Below are 20,415 nucleotides of genomic sequence, written 5' to 3'. Positions count from 1 at the left end.
TCAACCGCGACGCTCGTCGACGAGATGGCAGGCGGCCAGGTGACCGTCGCCGCGTACGGTCAGGGCCGGATCGTCGACGGCGCAGCGGTCGAACGCGGCCGGGCAGCGGGTCCGGAACCGGCAGCCGCTCGGCGGATCGGCGGGGGAGGGGACAGCGCCCTGCAGGATGATCCGCTGGCGGGAGCGTTCGGCGACCGGGTCCGGCACCGGCACCGCCGACAACAGCGCCCGGGTGTACGGGTGGGCCGCCCGGGTGAACAGGGTGGCCCGGTCGGCGATCTCGACGATCCGACCCAGGTACATCACCGCGATCCGGTCGCTGAGGTGCCCGACGGCGGCCAGGTCGTGGGCGACGAACAGGTACGCCAGCCCGAGCGAGTCGCGCAGGTCCTCCAGCAGGTTGATGATCTGCGCCTGGATCGACACGTCCAGGGCGGCGATCGGTTCGTCGGCGACGATCAGGTCCGGCTCCCCGGCCAGCGCACGGGCGATCCCGATGCGCTGGCGCTGCCCGCCGGAGAACTCGTGCGGATGCCGGTTGGCGTGGTCGGGGTCCAGGCCGACCAGTTCCAGCAGCTCACCGACCCGGTGCCGGCGGGCCGTCGCGCCCTTGTGCAGGCCGTGCACGTCCAACGGCTCGGCGATGATCGCACCGACCGACATCCGTGGGTCGAGTGAGGCGTACGGATCCTGAAAGATCATCGTCAGGTGCCGGCGCATCGCCCGCATCCGGCGCAGACCGAGCGCGGTCAGCTCGACGTCGCCCAGGGTGACCGTGCCGAAGGTGGGCTCGACCAGCCGCAGCACCGCCAGCCCGGTGGTGCTCTTGCCGCAGCCGGACTCGCCGACCAGGCCGAGGGTCTCGCCGGCGGCGATGTCGAAACTGACCCCGTCGACGGCCCGAATCGGCTGGGCCGACCGGCCCATGCCGCGCTGCGGAAAGTGCACCTGCAGGTCGGTCACCCGCAGCAGCGGCCCATGCTCAGCCATCCTGGCCTGCCGGTACGTCGTAGAAGCAGGCCACCCGGTGCCCGCCGGCGGCAACGGTACGCAGCGGCGGCACCTCGCTGGCCGCCCGCTCGTCGTGCCGGTAGCCGCAGCGCGGGTAGAACGCGCATCCGGGCGGCAACGCCGTCGGGTCCGGTGGCTGGCCGCCGATGGTCGCCAGCCGACGTGGCCGCTCGACGCCGACGCGCGGCACCGCCGACAGCAACCCGATGGTGTACGGGTGCCGGGGTGCGGCGTACAGGTTGTCGACGCCGGCCTCCTCCAGGATCCGGCCGGCGTACATCACCGCGACCCGGTCGGCGATGCCGGCCACCACCCCGAGATCGTGGGTGATCCACACGACGGCGAGCCCGAGCCGTTGCTGCAGCCCGGCGACGACGTCGAGGATCTGTGCCTGGGTGGTGACGTCCAGCGCGGTGGTCGCCTCGTCGGCGAGCAGCACCCGTGGCTCGCAGGCCAACGCCATGGCGATCATGACCCGTTGGCGCATGCCGCCGGAGAACTGGTGTGGGTAGTCGTCGAGCCGGCGGCGGGCGTCCGGCAGGCCGACCTGGTCGAGCAGGTCGGCCGCCCGGTCCCGGGCGGCGGCACCGGTGGCGTGGCCGTGCAGCACGATCGGCTCGACCAGCTGCGACCCGATGGTCTTTACCGGATTCAGCGACGTCATCGGGTCCTGGAAGACCATCGCGATCTGGTTGCCCCGGACCCGGCGCAACTGCCGTTCGTCGAGGGCCAGCAGGTCGGTGCCGTCCAGCAGGGCCTGCCCACCGACCCGGGCCGGCTCGTCGAGCAGCCCCATCACCGCCAGCGCGGCGACCGTCTTGCCGGAACCGGATTCGCCGACGATGGCGAGGGTCTCGCCGGCGTGCACGTCGTAGCTGACCCCATTGACCACCCGGGCGACGCCGCGTCGGGTGCCGATGCGCACCGTCAGGTCGCGTACCGACAGCACCGGGTCTCCGGTGGCCGGGGCGTCGCCCGTCGGGTCGCCGCTCATCCGCCCTGCCCTCTCGACTCGATGACGGAGCGCTGCCGTGGGTCGAGCGCGTCGCGCAGCCCGTCGCCGACCACGTTGAACGCCAACACGGTCAGCAGGATCGCCAGGCCGGGGAAGATGCCCATCCACGGGGCCAGGCTGACGAAGTCGCGGCCCTCGGCGAGCATCCGGCCCCAGGCCGGGTCGGGGCGCTGCACCCCGAGGCCGAGGAACGACAGTGCCGCCTCGGCCAGGATGGCGAAGGCCAGGCTCAGCGAGGTCTGCACGATCACCGGCGCGGCGATGTTCGGCAGCACGTGCCGGACGAGGATTCGCAGATCACCGGCACCGACGGCGCGGGCCGCCAGAACGTACAGCTGGGTGGTGGCGACCATGGTCGCGGCCCGCACGATCCGGGCGAAGATCGGGGTGTAGACGATGCCGATCGCGATCATCGCGTTGGTGATGCCGGGCCCGAGGATCGCCAGAACGGCGATGGCGAGCAGGATCGCCGGGAACGCGAACAGGACGTCCATGGTGCGCATCAGCACCGCGTCGGCCGCGCCCGCGTAGTAGCCGGCGACCAGGCCGATCGCCAACCCGGCGGCGAGCGAGATGCCGACCGCGACCATCCCCACCTGCAGCGACACCCGGGCACCGACCAGCACCCGGCTGAGCACGTCGCGGCCCAGGTTGTCGGTGCCGAACGGATGGGCGGGCGACGGTGCGGCCAACCGGCCGGGCACGTCGATGGCGTTCGGGTCGTACGGGGCCAGCCACGGACCGAACGCGGCGACCACGGCCAGCCCGGTGAGCACCAGCAGCCCGGCCAGTGCCAGCCGGTTGCCCAGCAGCAGGGTGAACAGTCGGCGGGTCACCGGTGGCGCACCCGGGGGTCGAGGTAGCTGTAGAGCAGGTCCACCAGGAAGTTGACGACGAGGAACATCAGCGCGACGGCCAGCACCGCGCCCTGCAACAGGCTGTAGTCGCGGCGCACCACCGCGTCGTACGCCAGCCGGCCCAGCCCCGGCCACTCGAAGATCACCTCGACGATGACGACGCCGCCGAGCAGGAAGCCGAGCTGCAGGCCGACTGCGGTGACGATCGGGATCCAGGCGTTGGGCAGCACGTGCCGGCGGACCGTCTGCCAGCGGGACAGCCCCTTGGCCCGGGCGGTACGCGCGTAGTCCTGGTGCAGCGCCTCCAGCACCGCCGAGCGGACGAACCGGGTCAGCACCGAGCCGGAGATCAGCCCGACGGTCAGCGCCGGCAGCACCAGGTGCCGCAGCGCCCGCACCGGATCGTCCAACGGGGACACGTAACCGGAGGCCGGCAGCCAGCCCAGCACCAGGGCGAAGAGCAGGATGTACATGATCCCGCTCCAGAAGTCCGGCACCGAGACCCAGAGCTGGCTGAACGCGGTGGCGACCCGGTCGATCAGCGATCCGGAGCGCACCGCCGAGATGATCCCCAGCGGCAGCGCGATGGCCAGCGCGACGGTGAGCGCGGCGCCGGCGAGCAGGCTGGTCGGGCCGAGCCGGGCCAGCAGCAGCAGGGTCACCGGCTCACCGCTGCGGAAGCTGACCCCCAGGTCACCGGTGAGCGCCCGGCCCAGCCACCGGAAGTACTGGACGACGATCGGCTGGTCCAGCCCGGCCCGGGCCCGCATCGCCTGGTACAGGCTTTCGTCGAAGCGGGTGCCCAGGGCCAGCCGGATCGGGTCGCCGGGCACCAGATGCACGATGAGGAACACCGCGACGCTCACCCCGAGCATCGCGATCACCGCCTGCAGCGCCCGCCACAGCAGGAAGCGCGCCATCGCGCCGGCTCAGCCGCCGAGCCGTACGGTGCGCAGTCGGGTCTTTCCGTCGGGGTGCATCTCGACCCCGGACACCTGCGGCACCCAGGCCAGCGAGGCCTGTGGACTGTAGAGGTAGCCGTAGCTGACGTCGTCGATGATGAACCGGGCGGCCTGGTCGTACAGCGGCTTGCGGTCCGCGTCGGCGACGGTGGCCCGTGCCTGGTCGAGCAGCTGGTCCACCTGCGGGTTGGCGTACCCGTGGAAGTTGAACGAGCCGGTCGAGTGGTGCTGGCCGTAGTAGGCGTACTCGCCGTCGAGGTTGTTCAACCAGCCCAGGACGTAGCAGTCGTAGCTGCCGGCGCCCTGCTCGTCGAGCCAGCTGGCGAAGTCCAGGGTGCGGATCTCGACGTCGACGCCGACGTCGCCCCACTGGCTGGCGAGCACCTCGGCGGCCGCAAGAGTGTGTGGGAACTCGTTGGTGAGCATCAGGTCCATGCTCAGGTCGGTCACGCCGGCCCCGGCGAGCAGTTCGCGGGCCTGGTCCGGGTCGTAGCTGAACGGGGCGTAGTCGGTGGCCCAGAAGTTGCCCGGCGGCATCGCCGACTGCACCGGTGTGGCGGCGTCGAAGTACGCGGCCTGGGCGACCTGCTCCCGGTCGATGGCGAAGGACAGTGCCCGCCGCACGTCGATGTCGTCGAACGGCGCCCGGTCGAAGTTGCAGGTGAAGTACCAGTAGTCGTTGCTGGCCAGTTGGCCCAGCTCGACCGCCGGGTCGTCGCGCAGGGTGGCGACCTCCTGCGGCGGCACGTTGTTTGTCAGGTGCACCGCGCCGGTGCGCAGGTTGGTCAGCGCGGTCGTCGGCTCGGAGATGAACCGGAACTCGACCCGGTCGACGTGCGGTCCGTCGCCCCAGTAGTCCTGGTTGGCCTCCAGGATGATCCGGTCGCCGGGGGTGTAGCTGACGAACCGGAACGGCCCGGTGCCGATCGCGTTGGTGGTCAGCCCGTCACCGTCGATCAGCTCGGGTGCGACGATCGCCATCCCCTTGAACCCGCCGACGTTGGCCAGCAGGTTCGGCGTCGGCTGGGTGAGGACGAATTCGACGGTACGGTCGTCGACCGCGCGTACCTCGTCGACGGTTTCGAAGCGCCAGGCGTTCGCGGCGGTCTCCGCGTCGGTGATCCGGTCGAAGCTGGCCACCACGTCGTCGGCGACGAACTCGCGTCCGTTGTGCCAGGTGACGCCCTCACGCAGGTGGAAGGTCCAGGTCAGCAGATCGTCGCTGACCTCCCACTCGGTGGCCAGGGCGGGTTGGAAGCTGAGGTCGGGGGCCGGCTCGACGAGGGTGTCGTAGACGTTCTCCAGCACCAGGAACGTCGGTGAGGCGGTGGAGACGTGCACGTCCAGACTGTCCGGTTCGCTGGAGATCGCCACGACCAGGGTGCCGTCGGACGGTGCGCCACCGTCGTCGGTCTCCAGGGATTCGCCGGTCGTGCAGGCGGCCAGCGTGAGCGCCGTGACGGCGGCGAGACCGGTGAGGCGGGCCGCTGCGGTACGGGTGGTATGTGCCGGCCGGTGCCGGTACGGGGGTGCCGGGAGGTTGTTCAACCGTCTATCTCCTACCTCGTTGTCGCCGTTGCGGGCTTGACGGGCTCGGTCGCGTGACGGGCCTGGGCATCGCCGGATGAAAGGCCGACCCTAGTCGATCGGTCGATGGGTCACAACTCGACGACGTGTGGTGATTGTCGACGGTGAACGGTCTGGCCGGAGCCATGGTGGAACGATTCATTGCCGGCGGATCGCGGTTTCCACCCTTGACAGTCGGTCGACCATATTCATAACCTTCAGTACATTGTATCGTTTCATCCTCACCCGAGGAGAGCCCGGTATGAGCCGTCGCCGCCCCACCACCGGAAGGGCACTGATCATCGCGGCCTGCGTCGCCGGGTCGACCCTGACCGCCGCACCGGCATCGGCCGTGCCGGGCCACCCCGGTCCGCCGGGTGCCGGGCCGGGTGCCGTCCACCTCGAACATCTCGACCGGGGCCTGGTCGCCGCCGCCACCGCCGACGGGGTGTTCCTCAGCTGGCGGCTGCGTGGCGACGAGGTCACCGGTCGGCAGGCCACCGGCATGACCGGCGTCGACTTCCACGTCTACCGGGACGGCCGACGGATCGCCACCGTCACCGACAGCACCAACCACCTGGACACCGCCGCCCCCGCCGCCGGCGCCCGGTACCAGGTCGCCGCCCTCGTCCGTGGTCGCGAGGTCGACCGCAGCGCCGTCGTCACCCCTTGGTCGCAGGCGTACCACGACCTGCCGTTGCGCCGCCCGGCCGACGGGGTCACCCCGGCCGGTGAGCCGTACACCTACGCCGCCAACGACATGAGCGTCGGCGACGTCGACGGTGACGGCCGGTACGAGTTCGTCGTCAAGTGGGACCCGTCCAACTCCAAGGACGTCTCCCAGGTCGGCTACACCGGGCCGGTCTACCTCGACACGTACCGCCTCGACGGCACCCTGCTGCACCGCATCGACCTGGGCGTCAACATCCGGGCCGGGGCGCACTACACCCAGTTCCTGGTCTACGACTTCGACAGCGACGGCCGCGCCGAACTGATGCTCAAGACCGCCCCCGGCACGAAGAGCATCCGCTACCGGTCCGACGGCCAGGTGGCCAGCGAGCGGTACGTCACCATGCCGGCCGCCGACCGCCGGGCCGGCCACACCCACACCGACGACCACCGCATGTCCGCCGCCGACTACCACGAACACCTGGTCGGGATGTTCCGTGGCTGGCACACGCATCCGGAGGTGGTCGCCGGCAACTGGCCGGCCACCCTGGAACAGGCGTTCGGGCTGGCGCCGACGTACGCGTACCCGCTGTCGGACGCGGACGCACGGGCCCTGGTCGACCACTTCGTCGACACGTACGCCCCGTCGCGCAGCGCGCGCAACAACCTGCGTGCCTTCGAGGGCTTCATCGTCGACGGCCCCGAGTACCTGACGGTCTTCGACGGTGCCACCGGCCGGGAACTGCAGACGATCCCGTACAAGCCGGGCCGGCACGACGACGGCCTGATGTGGGGCGACTACGCGATGGCGCGCATCGAGCCGGGCAACCGCGTCGACCGGTTCCTGTCCGCCGTGGCCTATCTCGACGGCGTACGCCCCTCGGCGGTCTTCGCCCGTGGCTACTACACCCGGTCGACTCTGGTCGCCTACGACTGGAACGGGCGTCGGCTCACCCAACGGTGGTACGTCGACAGCGGCTGGACGCCGATGAGCAATCCGTTCAACGACTCCCCGCACGGCCGTGACGGCACCGACGACGAGTTCGCCACCATCACCACGCAGGGTCAGCATTCGGTCAGCGCCGCCGACGTCGACGGCGACGGCCGTCACGAGATCGTCTACGGCGCGGCCGTCATCGACCACGACGGCAGCCTGCTCTACAGCGCGTTCGCGGCGATGCCGCCGGCCAGCGCCGCGCCGGGCACCACGGCCCGGCTCGGCCACGGCGACGCCATGCACGTCACCGACATCGACCCGGCCCGACCCGGTCTGGAGGCCTACCTGGTCTTCGAAGGCGGGCCGTGGGCGCCGTACGGGCACGCCCTGCTCGACGCCGGCACCGGTGAGGTGATCTTCGGCGACTACACCGGGGTGGACACCGGTCGGGGCATGATCGGCGACATCGACCCCGACCGGCCCGGCCACGAGGTCTGGGCGGTCAGCGGCATCGGCCTGCGCGACGTCACCGGTGCCCGGATCGCCGACCAGATCCCGGGCACCAACATGAGCATCCGGTGGGCCGCCGACGGCACCACCCAGATCGTCGACGGCGCGATCGACCAGACCCCGACGATCACCGACTGGCGCCGGGGCCGGCTGCTCACCGCCGACGGCACCCGGACCAACAACCACACCAAGGGCAATCCGGGTCTGGTCGCCGACGTCTTCGGCGACTGGCGGGAGGAGTTGCTGGTCCGTACGGTCGACAGCGCGGCGGTCCGGATCTACCTCAGTACCGAGGTGACCGACCGCAAAATGTACACGCTGATGCACGACCCGCAGTACCGGGCCGAGGTCGCCCGCCAGCAGACCACCTACAACCAGCCGTCGTACCCCGGCTTCCACCTGGCGTCCGACACCGACTTCCGGCGGGTCCCGGTGCCGCACCTGCGGACACCGCGAGGACCGCGCTGACCCGTCCCGCCGCGACGGTCGTCGCCCTCCCGGTGACACCCCCGCCGCGCCCCGGCGCGGTGACACGGAGGGGATCCGGCTAGGCTGTCGCGCCGTGGGCAGACTCTGGCAGGGCGTGACCGCGACCGTTGGCCGACTCACCGGGCAGCGTGTCCCGGCGCAGCGGGCCCCGAAGCCGGCCCGCCCGGCCCGGCCCCGCCAGGTGGCGAGGCTGCAGCGACGGGAACTGTCCTACGCGCCGGAGCTGGACGGACATGCCGATCCCGGCGAGATCGTCTGGACCTGGGTGCCGTACGAGGACGACCCGCGCCAGGGCAAGGACCGGCCGGTGCTCGTCGTCGGGCGGACCAGCCGCACCCTGTTCGGGCTGATGCTGTCCAGCCAGTCCGACCGGGACGGGCAGCGGCACTGGCTGGCGTTGGGCGCCTGGGGCAAGGACGGCCGACCCAGCTGGATCCGGCTCGACCGGGTGCTCACCATGCGGGAGGACAGCATCCGCCGCGAAGGCGCGATTCTGGACCGGGCCCGGTTCGACCGGGTGTGCCACGCGTTACGGGGCGGGTACGGCTGGTCTTGACCAGGATCGGGCTGACCTCGCGGTCAGCGACAGTTCGCCGACACGTCACGTGTCCGTGGACCGCAGGCCGACCAGCAGCCCGCATGCTCGGCGCATGGTGACCGCGTCATGAGGATCGTCCGGCTGGCGAATTTCATCACCGGCAGCTCCGGTGGGCTCCGGACCGCCCTGCGTGAACTGGGCACCGGCTACCTGGCCGCCGGCCACGAGCCGGTGCTGATCATGCCGGGGGCGGTGGACTCGGACGAACAGACCGGCCAGGGCCGGGTGATCACCCTCGCCGGCCCGGTGGTCCCCGGGACCGGCGGCTACCGGGTGCTGGTGGCCCGGTCGCGGCTACGCCGGTTGTTGACCGAGCTGGCCCCGGACCGCCTGGAGGTCTCCGACCGGACCACGCTTCGGTGGACGGGGCGGTGGGCGCGCCGTGCCGGTGTGCCGTCGGTGATGGTGTCCCACGAGACCCTCGACGGGCTGTTGGGGCTGCCGTTCGGCGGACGTCGCGCGTCGGCACGACTGACCACCCGGATCGCCGACCGGCTCAACGCCGCCACCGCCGCCAGCTTCGACACGGTGCTGTGCACCACCGGGTGGGCCGCCCGCGAGTTCGCCCGGATCGGCGTCGACAATCTGGTACGGGTCCCGCTCGGCGTCGACCTCGAACGGTTCCATCCTCGGTGCTACGATCCTGCCGTCCGGCAGCGGTACGCCCCGGCCGGTGAGTTGCTGGTGCTGCACTGTGCCCGGTTGTCGGCGGAAAAATGTCCGGAACGGGTGCTCGCCGCCCTCGCGCAGTTGCGCCGCCGCCGGGTCGCGGCGGTGGGAGTGTTCGTCGGCACCGGTCCTCGCCAGGCAGGGCTGCGTGAACAGGCCGCAGCCGCCGGCCTGGCGGTGCACTTCGCCAACTACGTCGACGACCGCACCGAGATCGCCCGGTTGATGGCCAGCGCCGACGTGGTGGTCGCACCGGGGCCGGTGGAGACCTTCGGGCTGGCCGCGCTGGAGGCGTTGGCCAGTGGCACGCCCGTGGTGGTCGCCGCCGAGAGCGCGCTGCCGGAGGTGGTCGCCGACGCGGGACTGGCCGCCACCGGTGGGGGAGTCGGCTTCGCCGACGCGATCGTCGAGCTGGCGCGGCGTCCGGAGTCGGCCCGGCGGGCGGCGGCCCGGGCGCGGGCCGAACGGTTCCCCTGGTCGGCGTCGGTGGACGGGTTTCTGCGTGCCCATCGCACGGTGGGCACCCCGGTCGGCCTGCGGCTCACCGGACGATGACGCGGCACGGTCGCGAGGCGTGGGCAGCGGAGCCGCTGCCCACGCCCGTCGGATGCGCCTCGGTGCCCGTCGACGCTGTTCGCCTGCCTGTCGTGGCGACCTCGGTGCTGGCGCGTGGCAGGTCAGCCCAGCGCGGTCAGCACCGCTGCCAGGCAAGGTTGAACAAGGTGTCGATGTCAGCGTCGGTGCTGGTCATCGACATGGTGGTGATGCCTGCGGACGTGCCGGCGTCGACCCGCAGCTCGGTGTTGATGTTGAGCACCCGCTGCTGTCCACAGGGCAGGTAGGACAGCACCGGTGCGGCGTCGCGGGTGGACCAGAGCCCGTGGTACGGCCCGTCGAAGGTCTCCTCGGTGCGGCTGGAGTCCGAGGATCCCTGCCAGTAGTAGTTGGTGCGCTGCAGACCGGCCGCCCCGGCGGGCACTGCGGCGCGGCCCCGGTAGTCGGCGGTGGCGACGGCGAACGTCCAACCGGCCGGCACCGTGACGAGGACGCCGAGCTGGCAGTTCCGCCGACTGGCGGCGGGGTCGGTTCCGCCGCCAGCGCTGGCGACGAAATCGAAGTAGCGGATCCGGAAGCCGGAGCCGTCGGGTTGGGCGACGACCCTGGCCGTACCGGGCGCGCAACCGGAGCCGTTGGCGGCGAGCACCTCGACGGAGATGCTGCCCTCGGGGGCGCCCGCCGGGTTGACCGGTGCCGCGTGGGCCGGCGCGACCAGACACAGCGCGAGGGCCACGCCGAGTGCGGTGCCGATTCCGCGTCCGGTGCCGACGAGGTTTCTAGACATACCAATCCCCTCCCGGGTGGAGCCGATATCAACCGGATGGAAACGTGCGGTGGTGCCGAACAGCCCGCGCGGCTCCTTGCTCTCTGGGTTCCTGGCGCAGGGTCGCAAGTGGTTGGAACGGTCACCTCGCTGGTGGCCCGCGAATGCATGATAACCAGATGCGGCGAGCATCGCAAGCATTGTTGTTCACCAATGCAATACCGGAGGAGTCCGCAAATTGATCACTGCTGGGCGCGATCTGCCGGAGATACCGTCCCGATTTCGGGGCTTATGTCTGGCTGGAATGGCTGTTGCGCTCGCAGTGTGTGTCGGCGCGGCTTCGGGTCGACCTTCGGATAATGGCGACTTGCGTCCGGTTCTCGGTCGGATTCGGCTCAACTTTGTGTCAGTGTTCAGCATAAACATTAGACGTTGACATTCATCGATGCCAGAAGTAAGTTGGCGCGCATGCAAGGTCAAATCAAGCCTTGGAGGTAGTTTCATGCGCAAACTGCTGACGCGCGGCGGTGTGGTGCTCGCGCTGCTCGCCTCGTCACTGATCGCGGGGGCGCCCGCGTCCGCTCGCAGCATCATGGACGACCCACCCGCCGACAAGGTCGTCATCGAGTTGGTCGCGATGGCCGGCTCCGGTTGCGAGCCCGGCACTGCGGACGTGGCGGTCTCGCCGGACAACACGGCCTTCACCACGATCTACAGCGACTACCTGGTCCAGGCCGGCCCCGGCATCCCGGTCACCGACGGGCGCCGCAACTGCCAGCTCAACGTGCTGGTGCACGTCCCGGCCGGCTACACCTTCGCGATCGTCAAGGTGGACTACCGGGGGTACGGCCTGCTCGAGCCGGGTGCCATCGCCACGCAGATGGCCAACTACTACTTCCAGGGCATGACCGAGAGCACCTCCACCAACCACCCGATCGCCGCGCCGCTGGACGACAACTGGGTGGTCACCGACGAGGTCCCGATCGGTTCCGTGGTCTGGCACCCCTGTGGTGAGCTGCGCAACCTCAACATCAACACTGAGCTGCGGCTGACCAAGGGCACGTCGACAGGGGAGAGCTTCCTGACGATGGACTCGACCGACGGCAGCATCGAGACCACCTACCACATGGCCTGGCAGCCCTGCCCCTGAGCCGACGACATGGCGAGGCCCGGAGACCTGTCCTGTCTCCGGGCCTCTGGGCTGCCACCCACTTGCTGTCGTCAACACGTTTAGCGGGCCGGATCACTCTCATGACACCGGGTTTTGCCCTTAAACTACCGCGCCGCGTGGAGGCGCGGGCTGGAATCGAACCAGCATCCAGCTGTCCCTGTCCGTCCCTCCTCGACCTGACGACCGGTGGCGAATGCTGAGCGTGGAGCGAGAGTCTGAGGGTGAACGCGGCTGCCTCTGCCAGTTGGGCCACCCCGGTGTGTGGTACCGGGGGCGGGACTCGAACCCGCACTGGGACCGCTTCGTCAGCTTCTGCAATCAGCTTCAGCGTGGTGCTCCATCTCCGTCACCCAGGAGATTCTCCGGGTGACGGCCACCCCCGGGGCTCAGTCCGGGGGAGACTGTGAGGGTAGCCGAACCGCCGCGCAGCGGCCGGTTCCACTACCCGAAAAGGTAGCCGAAGACAGCGTCGCCGACCCGCTGGTCGGTGACCTCGGCGCCGTTGGCCTCCTCGCGGGCGAACTTCACCGCCATCTGCAGCGTGGAGATCCGGTCCAGCAGCTCGTTGACCCGCCGCGCCGGCAACGCTCCGGAGAACTTCACCGTCGTCCAGTAACCGATCGGGACGTCCTCGTAGTAGACCTCGACCTGCGCCGGGTGCTTGTCGGTCGCCTCGGCCTTGACGTGGTTGCGGGGCACCTTCCTGGTCTTCACGGTCCGCACCGGATCGGTCCGCCAGGAATCGGTCGACTCGTCGCGGCTCCACGACTCGGCGGCGTCAAGCACCGGCAGCTTCTTGACGAAGGTGTGCAGGTCGACCAGTTGCTTTTCCAGGAAGAGCAGATACGACACCGGTACGGCGGTGATCAGTGTCCGACCGTCGACCGTCACGTCCGCGGTGGCCCGGGTGTTCGCCCAGTCCTTGGTGGCGGTGACGTCGAACAACCGGGTGAGGGTCTTCGCCACGTCCCGCAACACCTGTTCGGCGTGCACCTGCACCCGGGTCGACTCGGGTGGGAACTGCTCGCCCTCCTCGTCCTTCGGCTGGTAGGTACGCGAGATTCCGGACAGCAGCGGTTGCTTCTGCACCGCGTGATGCGCCTCGGTCAACTCCGCGAAGGACTTGCTCTTGACGCCCTTCTCCACCGCGATGATCTGGTTCAGCTTGGTCACGGCGGCCATGATCGCAGGTGCGGTCAACCCGGTCGACGGGATATCGCCGTACGGCATAGCGAGACGTTCACATCGATCGATGGTTGTAACGATCATTGGAGCGTGTCAGAATTTCGGAACCGTCGCACGGGAGCCAGTGCGGGCCGTCCGAACCGCACCGTCGAGTTCCGTTCCCGGTCGCCGCACCCACTGTGGTGGCAGCCCACCCACCGGCGGGAGCACCAGCCGCGTAGCCCCGCCAGAGGTGCCATGCGCTCTGGTCCGCCGGTCCGACCTGCCCCGACAGCTCACGAGGAGCCCGTAATGCCGCACCGACTCGGCGTCGCGCTGACCGCCGCGATCGTGACCGCCGCCGCCTGGGCCGGCCCGGCCCAGGCGACCCCACCGCCGGGCACCGCCGCCACGGCGACCCCGCCCCCGGCGTGCCCGCCGGTGCTGCCGCTGACGGCGTCGGTGACCGGCACGACCGAGACCAGTGTCACGATCAGCTATTCGATGTTCGTGGTCGGCCCACCGTGTGGCTTCACGCTGCCGCTGACCATGACCCTGTACACCAGCCAGGCCGACGCGCAGCAGCAACGTGACCCGGTGGCGACCGCGACGTCCGGTCTGGAACAGCACGGGTCGATCACCGTCGACGGGCTGACACCCGACACCGCGTACTGGTTCCGGTTCGCCGGTGCCGACGGACGCCAGGAGATGCTCCACATCGGTGGTCCGGCCCGGACGGTGGCGGCGACCGGGTGCGTCGCATCCGCAGTGGTGGACGCGAGCTGGCCCGGCGGATACCTCAGCACGGTCACTGTCCGCAACATCGGGTCGCGGCCGTTGAACGGCTGGGCGGTCTCCTGGCAGTGGCCAGGGGACGAACGGATCCAGGCGGCCTGGGGTGGCCAGGTAGATGCTGACGGACAGTCCGTCGTGGTCCGCGACGTGGCCTACAACGGGACGGTGGCGCCGGGCACGACGATCACCTTCGGCCTGGTGGTGGCGAGCGGTGGTGCGCCGGCCGCGATCGACCCGGCCTGCGTCGGCTGACCGGGCAGGGCGGTTCGTCCTAGGATGCTCTACGGGTGGTGCCTTCCGTCACCCGGACAGCATGCAGCCCCGGAGCCGGTCCGGCCCGGGCGGTGGGCGGGGGTGCGGCAGCACGCCGACACCCCCGCCCGTCGGGGTCAGGGCTGGCTACGCGGCCCGTCCGGCCCCAACGTGTCGATGAACTCGTGCGGCCCGCCGAGGTCGACCACGCTGCGCGCCTGCGCCGCCCGGGTGGCCATCGCCTCGGCGGCGGAGTCGGTCGGTACGCCGGCCCGCCGCGCCGCCTCGGTCACCCTGTCGTACGCCTGCTCGGCCAGGATCAGCGCCTGCCGGTAGTCGTGCCGGCTCAGCGACCGCTGGGCCGCCCCGAGGAGCCGGTCGGCCGCCCGCAGCTCACCACGGGCCCGGCCAGCGTGCCGACTGTCCAGGACCTCGCCGGCCAGCCGGTTCGCCGCCTCGTTGTACGCCGCGGTGAGGAACCGGTCGCTGTTGTCCCGGTCGAACTGACTGAAGTCCCAGTTCAGGTCGATGTAGCTCATCATCGAGTTGACCTGGTCGCCGTACCAGGCGAAGAAGAACTCGTCGGCCGGACCGTAGTCGACGCCGGACTCACTGTCGTAGCCGTCGTGCGGGTGGGACATGCCCAGGTGATGCCCGACCTCGTGGATCAACGTCGTGGTCAGCCCGTAGCCGGCCGACACGATCTCCGGGGAGACGAACGCGAAGACGTACGACTGCGTACCGTCGGTGTAGTTGTCCTCGGCGAAGCCGAGGGCGGGCACCGGGGTACCGGCCGGCACCGCGTAGCTGAACACCGGCATCTCGTAGTCGACCCGGCCCTGGTCGTCGAGCACCCGGTCGAGCTCGAAGGTGTTCTGCAGGTAGAAGTTGGCGAACGGCTCGTAGCCCAGCTCCGGGTAGCACGACTCGCCATCGACCATGACCGCGAGGTAGCAGCGTTGCGCGTCACCCTCGAACGGCAGGTCCTGATCGTCGTGGTCGAGCACGTTGCGCCACCGCAGTTCCGCCAACTCCTGCTGCAGCAGGTCCTTGTCCAGGTAGGTGGCGGAGGCGTCGACCCCGTCCCAGCCCTCGTACACGTTGCTGTCGATGTTGATCGACTTCGGCGGCCGACTGGTCGGCAGCTCGGCCGGGTACAGCGGCGACGTGGTGAACAGCAGGTTCAACGCCACGTACCGGGTGATCAGGCCGAGGTCACCGGCGAGCGCGTCAGGGGACCGGTAGCCGTCGGCGGTGTACTCCCAGGTCGGCGGCATCCGGTAGTCCTCGACGCCGTTGCCGTCCAGATCCGGTTCGTCGACGTTCCAGTTCTCCGTCCACGACTCCGGTCCGGCCGACAGGTCGTGGAACCACACCCGCCGGGTGACGCCGTACCCGTTCTCCTCGTCGTCGGCGGTGGTGCCGCCCCACGCGCTGACCTTCCGGCTGTCCCGTTCGGCACCGAAGTTGTAGCCGGTGTCGGGGTCCGGCTCGTTGGTCTTGGTGTAGACGTGGAACTTGAAGTCCGACCGGCCGAACCAGTTGATGAAGAAGATGGTGTTGCGCCGGGTGTCGACCCCTGCCGGCGGGTTGAGCGCCAGCCACCGCTCGACGCTGGCCGCGTCGATGTGATGGTTGTCGGTGATCGTGGTGACCGCGTCACGTTGCTCGTTGTAGAGCTCCTGGTAGATCGTCAGCGGAGCCGGTGTCGCCAAGCGGCCCAACTCGGCGAAGAACCGGTTCTCGTACCGCTTGTCCGCGTACCGCACGCGATAGTCGTAGGTGTAGGTCAGTCCGAGCTTCTCCACCTGGTCGTACCACAGCCGGGACCGCACCACCGGCTCGTAGCCGCTCGGCAGGCCGGCCAGGTACGCGTCCCGGTCGACCTGCGCCGGTTGGTATCCGAGGAACACCACGTTGACCGGCACCTTCTCGGTCAGCTTCGGTGCGCCACCCGGGTTGAGGTGCGAGAAGCCCGAGCCGGCCGCCTGGCTGGCCGGCGCCAGCGACACGATCATGAGCAGCGCCGCCGCTATCGCCGTCAGCGTCGCCGCCGACGCCCGCCCTGTCCTTGTCGACATCCGGTTCCCTTCGTCGCCGATCGGCTGCGGCCGGGTCCGGCCGCCGGTCCGAAGCGCAGGACGGATCGCCCTCCGCTGTGGACACGGTGCCATCGATCGGCGGCGCTGTAAATCGTCGGGTGGGGTACGCCGCCGGTCGATGTTCGGGTGATGCCTGACGGGTTGAACCGGGTGACGGTCGTAGCCGTATCCCGGTTTGACGGCGGGGGCCCGCCGACGCTGACGCAGGAGGCGACGTTGGGGGAGCGCGAACGCGGATACCGGCGGGTCACGATGCTCACCGGTGGTCTGGCGGCGGTGAGCATCGCCGGCACACTCGGTGTCGCCATGGCGGCACACGCCGCGCACACCGCGGAGCAGGAGACCGTCGTCCCGTCCGGTGTCGTACCCGGTGGTGCGCCACCACCGGCGGCGGAGGACGGCCAGCCCGCGCCGGACACCGCGCCGGACGAGGCACCCCCGGCCGCCGCCGACCCGGCCGCCGAGGCCGGCGAACAGCCGTCGGCCGAGGAGTTCCCCGAGGTCACCGACGGCGGGGGCGGGCCAGGCCAGGCCACGACCGGCGGGTCGTGACCCGATGCCGCTGCTGGAGACTCTGCCGGTGGGGCGGGACTGTGCACAGTGGCAGGTGTGGGGGACGCTGGCCCGGGTCGTGGTGACCGACCCGGCCGCGGTGCCGGCCGCCCGGGCGATCGTCGAGGACGTCCTCGACGCCGTCGACGCCGCCTGCAGCCGGTTCCGGCCCGATTCCGAACTTGTCCGGGCCAGCCGGGCCGGTGGCGCGACGGTGCCGGTCAGCCCGCTGCTCGCCGGCCTGCTGTCGGTCGCCCTGCGCGCCGCGCGGGACACCGACGGTGCGGTGGATCCGACGGTCGGCGCGGCGCTGTGCCGGCTCGGCTACGACGACGATCTCCACTGGGTGACCCTGCACGGGCGGCCCGCCGTCGGCCCGCCGGCACCGCTGGCCGTGGACTGGCGCCAGGTCCGGCTCGACAGCAACGGGTTGACCGTGCCGGACGGCGTACAACTCGATCTGGGGGCGACCGCGAAGGCCTGGGCCGCCGACCGGTCCGCCCGCGACGTGGCCCGACGCTGTGGGGTCGGTGCCATGGTGGCCCTCGGCGGGGACATCGCCACCGCCGGTGCCGCCCCGCAGGGGGGCTGGCGGATCCGGGTCCAGGACCAGCCCGACGACCCGTACTGCGTGGTCGAGCTTCCGGCTGGCGCGGCGGTCGCCACGTCCAGCACGGTCAGCCGGCAGTGGCTCGCCGGGGACACGACGATGCACCACATCGTCGACCCACGTACCGGACTGCCGGCAGGGCGGGTATGGCGCAGCGTGTCGGTGGCCGCCTACACCTGCGTGCGGGCCAACACATTGAGCACGGCGGCGCTGGTACGTGGCGCGGCCGCGCCAGGGTGGCTCGCCGACCTCGGCGCGTCGGCCCGCCTGGTGGCGGCCGACGGCACGGTGCGCACCGTCGGCGGCTGGTCGGCCAAGGAGGAGAGGTCGTGACGGAAGCCGGGTGGTTCGTCGCGCGCGGCACCGGGGTGATGGCACTCATCCTGCTGTCGGTGGTGGTGGTGCTCGGGGTCGGCAGCAGATCCGGGCGGCCGGCGTTCGGCCTGCCCCGGTTCGCGGTCAGTCTGGTGCACCGCAACGCGGCTCTGCTGTCGATCGGGTTGCTGACCGTCCATGTCGTGACCCTGCTGTTCGATCCGTACGCCAAACTCCGGGTGTACGACCTGTTCGTCCCGTTCGGCGCCGAGTACCGGCCGCTCTACATGGGGATGGGCACCGTGGCCAGTGACGTCATGCTGGTCCTGGTGGTGACGAGCCTGCTGCGTCGGCACCTACGGCCCCGGCTGTGGCGGGCGTTGCACTGGCTGGCGTACGCCTCCTGGCCGGCGGCCTTCGGCCACTCCATCGGTACGGGTACCGACAGCGGCGAGCTCTGGATGCTGGCCGTCAGTGCCGTCTGTCTGGTCGCGGTCCTCGGCGCGCTCGGCTGGCGATTCGTCCTGTGGCTGCGCCCCCGACCACGACAGCCAGGTGTCGCCGCCCCGGCCCGCCGGGTGCCGGACGCCGTCGCGGCCCGCCACGCGTCGGACGCCGCCCCGGTCCGTCGGGCGGCCGGCGGCTCCACCGACGGTGTCGAGGCGCGGCCGGCGCGGCAGTGGTCCTATCCGTCGACCGCCGACGGCTCCGCACCGGCGGTTTCCGGGTACGCCAGCACGACCACCAGTGGCAGTCTGCTCGACATGTACCGCAAGCCGGCTACCAGCTACCAGCCGGTGAACGCGTCGGCTGCGGCGAACGACCCACCAGCGGCGTACGGCGGGTCCGAAGGGTACGGCGGATACAGCGGCGGATACGGCCAGGCGATCCACTCCGAGGACGTTCAGACGCGGGACCCCTACGCCGCCGGCCACGCGGACCCGGGCCCCGCCGAGTCCGGCTACGCCGCCGCCGGTTACCCCGACCCGGGCTACCCCGACCCGGGCTACGCCGCCGCTGGCTACGCAGGCCCGGGCTACCCGGCGAACCCTGGCTACGCCGATCCTGGCCCGCCGTACCAGGTGCCTGGTACCGCGTCCGATCCGGACTGGTCGGACGATCTGCGGTACCAGCCGGCCGCCGAGTACGTGGCCATGTACCGAGGGGAGGGTTACGATCCGGTCGGCCCGGCATATCCGGCAGTGGACCCGGCGCACGACACTGGTACGGATCCGGCATACGGTGCCGATCCGGGACCGACCTACGACGCCACGGACATGTACCGCCGGACGACCTACCCACCGGCCGGGGACTCCAACAGCTATCGTGATGACCCGCACGCGGTCTCCTCGGGGTGGCGCCGTTAGGAGTGACGACAGGTGAAGCAACCGGATGGTGCGCGGCTGCAGATCGACTGGGCCCGCTGTGACGGCCGTGGGCTGTGCATCGAGTTCCTTCCGGAGTTGCTGACCCGCGACGACTGGGGCTTCCCGGTGTCGGTCGACGGCAGCCGGGAACCGGTCGTGCCGCCAGCGCTGCGCCGGCACGCCGACCGGGCGGTGGCGAACTGCCCGGAACTGGCGTTACGGCTGCTCCCTGGGTCGGCCGCCGCGACCGGCGGCTGAGTTGCCCTGGGTGGGTCGCCGCGACCGGCGGCGGTCGGTGGCCGTCGGTGGGCGTCGCCCGGGAACATTTAGCATGGTCGGCACCCGTGCCGACCGCGGCGCGGTGTGGTTCGCTGCGACGTGACGGACAGTTCGATGACCAACGACAACGGCTCCCGGCAATCCTGGCTGCGCCCACTGCCCGGCCCTGCGGAACACACCGCCGCGCTCGCGCGCGGTGCGCTGTTCGAGCGTGCGGGCCGGGTCGTCCATCCCGACCGGCGGCTCAGCCAGATAGCGGGCCGTCGCCCGCCGGGTGTGACGACGCGTCAGTGGAGCGTCGCGACCCGGGCGCAGTTCGACTTCGTGGTGTGCGACGCGACCGATCACCGGCCGGAATTCGTGGTCACCTTCGTCGACCCGGCGACGCGGTCAGCCGAGCAGCAGCGGGACGAGCGGATGACGGACGCGGTCTGCGAGGCACTCGGTCTGGAACTGTTGCGCGTCGAGTCGCCGGCGTTCGCTGCTACCGGGCCCGGCCGCCGTATCGTCGAGTACATCCTGGACGCGCGAGCGTTCCAGCGCATCGGCGGGGTGGACCCGGAGGATGCCACTGCCGGGCAGACCGGTTACCGCGACATCGTGGGTCGGCTGCCCGACGGCCGGACCGGGTACGTCAACGATCTGGGCGCGGTGGCCCGGGCGCGGGCCGTGGAGGCCTTCGTCGGTCGACAATTGTCCGACCCGCTGCTGCGTGGGCTGCACGTACGGTGGAAAGACGGATCGGCGGAGGGGTGGGCATGGCTGTCGGTACGCGAAGGTCGTTTTCTGTTTGAGCGGGTGCGGATCTGTCCGCACCGGCTGCAGTGCGGGATTGAACCGGCACGATTCGCCGAGGATCTGGCGGCGGCCGCCGTCGGAGAGCGGCTGAAGACACTCGAACTCGTCGAGCCGGAGTTGTGCGACCGCGCCCAGCTGCGTCAAAGGTTGCGCGACCTGCTGGAGAGCCGCGCTCAGATGAGCGGCGAGTTCGCGTTCGATCATGTGGCGTTCGACTGATTCCGCCGAGCGGCCGCCGAACACGAATCCGGGTGGGCCCGGATGCGGCCGCCGGACCGGGGCCGGTGTCGACCGACCACGGCTGCCGGTGGTGGGCGCCGACGGATGATCCGCTGTACCGCCGGAGGGATTCCCTTCCGGCGGTACCGTCGGCACCGATACCTGACCGGGCCACCTGCCGGCACCT

General features: G+C 70.8%; 18 protein-coding genes. 10 read left to right on the top strand and 8 right to left on the bottom strand.

What is annotated here, in order from left to right; all coding sequences use genetic code 11:
• From O7608_RS24335 to O7608_RS24315, 5 genes are read right to left on the bottom strand one after another with little or no spacing between them, the layout of a single operon-like run.
• Positions 1-990, bottom strand: a complete 990-nt coding sequence (locus O7608_RS24335) for an ABC transporter ATP-binding protein (protein WP_421357035.1) — start codon at positions 988-990, stop codon at positions 1-3.
• Positions 983-2,005 (bottom strand): ABC transporter ATP-binding protein, encoded by a 1,023-nt coding sequence (locus tag O7608_RS24330; protein WP_289206800.1) that lies wholly within the window; start codon positions 2,003-2,005, stop codon positions 983-985. The genes O7608_RS24335 and O7608_RS24330 overlap by 8 nt, the downstream gene beginning before the upstream one ends.
• Positions 2,002-2,862 (bottom strand): ABC transporter permease, encoded by an 861-nt coding sequence (locus O7608_RS24325; RefSeq protein ID WP_281554308.1) that lies wholly within the window; start codon positions 2,860-2,862, stop codon positions 2,002-2,004. Before O7608_RS24325 ends, O7608_RS24330 begins: the two co-directional genes overlap by 4 nt.
• Entirely contained in the window at positions 2,859-3,803 is a 945-nt protein-coding gene (locus tag O7608_RS24320) for an ABC transporter permease (RefSeq protein WP_289206799.1), read from the bottom strand. Before O7608_RS24320 ends, O7608_RS24325 begins: the two co-directional genes overlap by 4 nt.
• Positions 3,804-3,812: 9 nt before the next feature.
• The gene (locus tag O7608_RS24315; RefSeq protein WP_289206798.1) at positions 3,813-5,393 is read right to left on the bottom strand and encodes an ABC transporter substrate-binding protein; all 1,581 of its coding nucleotides are present in this window, start codon (positions 5,391-5,393) and stop codon (positions 3,813-3,815) included.
• Positions 5,394-5,673: 280 nt separating this feature from the next.
• On the opposite strand from O7608_RS24315, the gene O7608_RS24310 reads away from it, so the two are divergent.
• From O7608_RS24310 to O7608_RS24300, 3 genes are all read left to right on the top strand, one after another.
• Positions 5,674-7,995, top strand: a complete 2,322-nt coding sequence (locus O7608_RS24310) for a rhamnogalacturonan lyase (protein ID WP_289206797.1) — start codon at positions 5,674-5,676, stop codon at positions 7,993-7,995.
• Positions 7,996-8,110: 115 nt separating this feature from the next.
• Entirely contained in the window at positions 8,111-8,572 is a 462-nt protein-coding gene (locus tag O7608_RS24305; protein ID WP_421361248.1) for a type II toxin-antitoxin system PemK/MazF family toxin, read from the top strand.
• Between the two features lie 108 nt (positions 8,573-8,680).
• Entirely contained in the window at positions 8,681-9,838 is a 1,158-nt protein-coding gene (locus O7608_RS24300; protein WP_289206795.1) for a glycosyltransferase, read from the top strand.
• Positions 9,839-9,974: 136 nt separating this feature from the next.
• On the opposite strand, the gene O7608_RS24295 is transcribed toward O7608_RS24300, so the two are convergent.
• Entirely contained in the window at positions 9,975-10,625 is a 651-nt protein-coding gene (locus O7608_RS24295; RefSeq protein WP_289206794.1) for a DUF4360 domain-containing protein, read from the bottom strand.
• A 481-nt stretch (positions 10,626-11,106) separates the two neighbouring features.
• On the opposite strand from O7608_RS24295, the gene O7608_RS24290 reads away from it, so the two are divergent.
• A complete protein-coding gene (locus O7608_RS24290; protein WP_289206793.1) occupies positions 11,107-11,754 on the top strand; it encodes a DUF4360 domain-containing protein in 648 nt (215 codons plus the stop codon).
• Between the two features lie 462 nt (positions 11,755-12,216).
• Here O7608_RS24290 and O7608_RS24285 read toward each other — a convergent pair whose 3' ends face one another.
• Entirely contained in the window at positions 12,217-12,948 is a 732-nt protein-coding gene (locus O7608_RS24285) for a DUF7873 family protein (RefSeq protein ID WP_353850581.1), read from the bottom strand.
• A gap of 303 nt (positions 12,949-13,251) precedes the next feature.
• Here O7608_RS24285 and O7608_RS24280 point away from each other — a divergent pair, with 303 nt between their 5' ends.
• Positions 13,252-13,986 carry a cellulose binding domain-containing protein gene (locus tag O7608_RS24280; protein ID WP_289206791.1) on the top strand — a complete coding sequence of 245 codons (735 nt, stop codon included), beginning with the start codon at positions 13,252-13,254 and terminating at the stop codon, positions 13,984-13,986.
• A gap of 137 nt (positions 13,987-14,123) precedes the next feature.
• Here O7608_RS24280 and O7608_RS24275 read toward each other — a convergent pair whose 3' ends face one another.
• Positions 14,124-16,067, bottom strand: a complete 1,944-nt coding sequence (locus tag O7608_RS24275; RefSeq protein WP_289206790.1) for a zinc metalloprotease — start codon at positions 16,065-16,067, stop codon at positions 14,124-14,126.
• Between the two features lie 150 nt (positions 16,068-16,217).
• On the opposite strand from O7608_RS24275, the gene O7608_RS24270 reads away from it, so the two are divergent.
• From O7608_RS24270 to O7608_RS24250, 5 genes are all read left to right on the top strand, one after another.
• Positions 16,218-16,640, top strand: a complete 423-nt coding sequence (locus O7608_RS24270) for a hypothetical protein (RefSeq protein ID WP_289206789.1) — start codon at positions 16,218-16,220, stop codon at positions 16,638-16,640.
• A gap of 4 nt (positions 16,641-16,644) precedes the next feature.
• On the top strand, positions 16,645-17,583 hold the full coding sequence (locus O7608_RS24265) for an FAD:protein FMN transferase (protein ID WP_289206788.1): 939 nt from the start codon (positions 16,645-16,647) through the stop codon (positions 17,581-17,583).
• A complete protein-coding gene (locus O7608_RS24260; protein ID WP_289206787.1) occupies positions 17,580-18,932 on the top strand; it encodes a ferric reductase-like transmembrane domain-containing protein in 1,353 nt (450 codons plus the stop codon). Before O7608_RS24265 ends, O7608_RS24260 begins: the two co-directional genes overlap by 4 nt.
• Positions 18,933-18,944: 12 nt before the next feature.
• Positions 18,945-19,190: a ferredoxin gene (locus O7608_RS24255; RefSeq protein ID WP_289206786.1), complete on the top strand. Its 246-nt coding sequence runs from the start codon at positions 18,945-18,947 to the stop codon at positions 19,188-19,190.
• A 135-nt stretch (positions 19,191-19,325) separates the two neighbouring features.
• Positions 19,326-20,228: a DUF2726 domain-containing protein gene (locus O7608_RS24250; RefSeq protein ID WP_289206785.1), complete on the top strand. Its 903-nt coding sequence runs from the start codon at positions 19,326-19,328 to the stop codon at positions 20,226-20,228.
• Positions 20,229-20,415: the final 187 nt, after the last annotated feature.

This window comes from Solwaraspora sp. WMMA2056 (assembly GCF_030345095.1).
Taxonomy (GTDB): domain Bacteria; phylum Actinomycetota; class Actinomycetes; order Mycobacteriales; family Micromonosporaceae; genus Micromonospora_E.
This window is presented reverse-complemented; position numbering and strand designations above follow the sequence as displayed.

Coding starts and splice junctions, on each gene's coding strand:
- O7608_RS24320 (WP_289206799.1), bottom strand. CDS start 3,803: ATGGCGCGCTTCCTGCTGTGGCGGGCGCTGCAGGCGGTGATCGCGATG.
- O7608_RS24290 (WP_289206793.1), top strand. CDS start 11,107: ATGCGCAAACTGCTGACGCGCGGCGGTGTGGTGCTCGCGCTGCTCGCC.
- O7608_RS24295 (WP_289206794.1), bottom strand. CDS start 10,625: ATGTCTAGAAACCTCGTCGGCACCGGACGCGGAATCGGCACCGCACTC.
- O7608_RS24250 (WP_289206785.1), top strand. CDS start 19,326: ATGACCAACGACAACGGCTCCCGGCAATCCTGGCTGCGCCCACTGCCC.
- O7608_RS24330 (WP_289206800.1), bottom strand. CDS start 2,005: ATGAGCGGCGACCCGACGGGCGACGCCCCGGCCACCGGAGACCCGGTG.
- O7608_RS24300 (WP_289206795.1), top strand. CDS start 8,681: ATGAGGATCGTCCGGCTGGCGAATTTCATCACCGGCAGCTCCGGTGGG.
- O7608_RS24270 (WP_289206789.1), top strand. CDS start 16,218: ATGCCTGACGGGTTGAACCGGGTGACGGTCGTAGCCGTATCCCGGTTT.
- O7608_RS24275 (WP_289206790.1), bottom strand. CDS start 16,067: ATGTCGACAAGGACAGGGCGGGCGTCGGCGGCGACGCTGACGGCGATA.
- O7608_RS24280 (WP_289206791.1), top strand. CDS start 13,252: ATGCCGCACCGACTCGGCGTCGCGCTGACCGCCGCGATCGTGACCGCC.
- O7608_RS24265 (WP_289206788.1), top strand. CDS start 16,645: ATGCCGCTGCTGGAGACTCTGCCGGTGGGGCGGGACTGTGCACAGTGG.
- O7608_RS24310 (WP_289206797.1), top strand. CDS start 5,674: ATGAGCCGTCGCCGCCCCACCACCGGAAGGGCACTGATCATCGCGGCC.
- O7608_RS24335 (WP_421357035.1), bottom strand. CDS start 990: ATGGCTGAGCATGGGCCGCTGCTGCGGGTGACCGACCTGCAGGTGCAC.